Below are 1,735 nucleotides of genomic sequence, written 5' to 3'. Positions count from 1 at the left end.
CGAACTGATCCGGCCCGCCGAGAGCATCGCGCCGCTGCCGCCCAAGGCGGGCGAGGCGGCGTTGGACCGGCTGGACCGGCTGCGCTTCGCCAAGGGCGGCACGCGTGTCGCAGCCATGCGCGACACGCTGCAGCGCACGATGCAGAAGCACGCCGCCGTCTTTCGCAATACCAGGAGCCTGGCCGAGGGCGTCGGGAAGATCGCCAATATCTGGACCGGCCTGCCCGACCTGTCGGTCGCCGACCGCTCGCTGATCTGGAACAGCGACCTGATGGAGGCGCTGGAATTCGAGAACCTGCTGGCCAACGCCACGGTGACGATGGCCGGCGCCGATGCGCGGCACGAAAGCCGCGGGGCGCAGGCCCATGACGACTATCCCGAGCGCGACGACGAGAACTGGATGAAGCACACCGTCGCCCATCTGGACGACCAGGGCGGCGTGGACCTGTCCTATCGCCCCGTGCACATGAAGACGCTGACCGACGCGGTCCAGGTCTTTCCACCCAAGAAGCGCGTCTACTGACGCGACGCGCAAGACGCGCGTCCACCGATGTGAAAGTCAAAGAAAGCGCGTCTCTGCGACGCGACGTGGCGGAAAAAGGAACGAGACGATGGTCGAATTCAGCCTGCCCAGGAACAGCAAGATCGGAAAGGGCCGTCTGTTTCCGGCGGCCCCGGGCGCCACGAACGTCAAGCCCTTCCGCGTCTATCGCTGGAACCCCGATGACGGGGCCAATCCGGTGGTCGATACGTACGAGATCGACCTGGACGCGATCGGCCCGATGGTGCTGGACGCGCTGATCCACATCAAGAACGACATCGACCCCACCCTGACCTTCCGGCGGTCGTGCCGCGAGGGGATCTGCGGATCCTGCGCGATGAATATCGACGGCGAGAACACGCTGGCGTGCCTGAAGCCGATCCGCGACGTGAAGAACGCGGTCTCGATCTATCCGCTGCCGCACATGCCCGTGGTCAAGGACCTGGTCCCCGACCTGAGCGGCGCCTATGCCCAGTTGCGCGCGATCGAGCCCTGGCTGAAATCCGACACCGCGCCGCCGCCGGATTCGGAACGCCGCCAGAGCGTCGCGGAACGCGCCGAGCTGGACGGGATGTGGGAATGCATCCTGTGCTTCTGCTGCACCACGTCCTGTCCGTCCTATTGGTGGAACGGCGACCGGTATCTGGGGCCGGCCACGCTGCTGGCGGCCTATCGCTGGATCGCCGACAGCCGCGACGAGCATACCGGCGACCGGCTGGACGCGCTGGAGGATCCGCTGAAGCTGTATGCCTGCCGGACGATCATGAACTGCACCCAGACCTGCCCCAAGGGGCTGAACCCGGCCAAGGCGATCGCCCGGATCAAGGACCTGCAACTGGAACGCAAGATCTGACCCGGACGGGCGCGGCGCGAACGCCGCGGGAGATTGACGAATGCGGCGCCGGATGGGACACATCCGGCGCCCTTTTTGTCCGAGGAAAGCGACCGCCTTGTTCGACGGAACCCTAGCCACGCCGGCCGAACGGCGACGGGCCTGGATCGACAGCCTGTTCGTCGATCATGCGATCTTCCGCCTGCCCTGGACCAATTTCGCCGCCGTCGTCCCGGGCAAGGTCTATCGCTGCAACCACCCCACCCCGCGCCGGCTGGCCGCGCTGACGCGGCGCCACAGCCTGCGGACGCTGGTCAATCTGCGCGGCCATCGCAGATGCGGGTCGGACGCGCTGTCGCGGG

1 protein-coding gene and 2 pseudogenes are annotated in these 1,735 nt (G+C 67.0%); all 3 read left to right on the top strand.

Annotated features, from left to right (window positions below):
• A pseudogene (locus tag HUK84_RS17055) lies at positions 1 to 523 on the top strand (succinate dehydrogenase/fumarate reductase flavoprotein subunit); the annotation flags it as partial.
• Between the two features lie 88 nt (positions 524 to 611).
• A complete protein-coding gene (locus HUK84_RS17050) occupies positions 612 to 1,394 on the top strand; it encodes a succinate dehydrogenase iron-sulfur subunit (RefSeq protein WP_176641330.1) in 783 nt (260 codons plus the stop codon).
• 97 nt (positions 1,395 to 1,491) lie between these two features.
• Positions 1,492 to 1,735 (top strand): annotated as a pseudogene (locus HUK84_RS17045) (protein tyrosine phosphatase); the annotation flags it as partial.

Origin of the sequence: Nguyenibacter vanlangensis, assembly GCF_013376155.1 — a bacterium.
Lineage (GTDB): Bacteria > Pseudomonadota > Alphaproteobacteria > Acetobacterales > Acetobacteraceae > Gluconacetobacter > Gluconacetobacter vanlangensis.
This window is presented reverse-complemented; position numbering and strand designations above follow the sequence as displayed.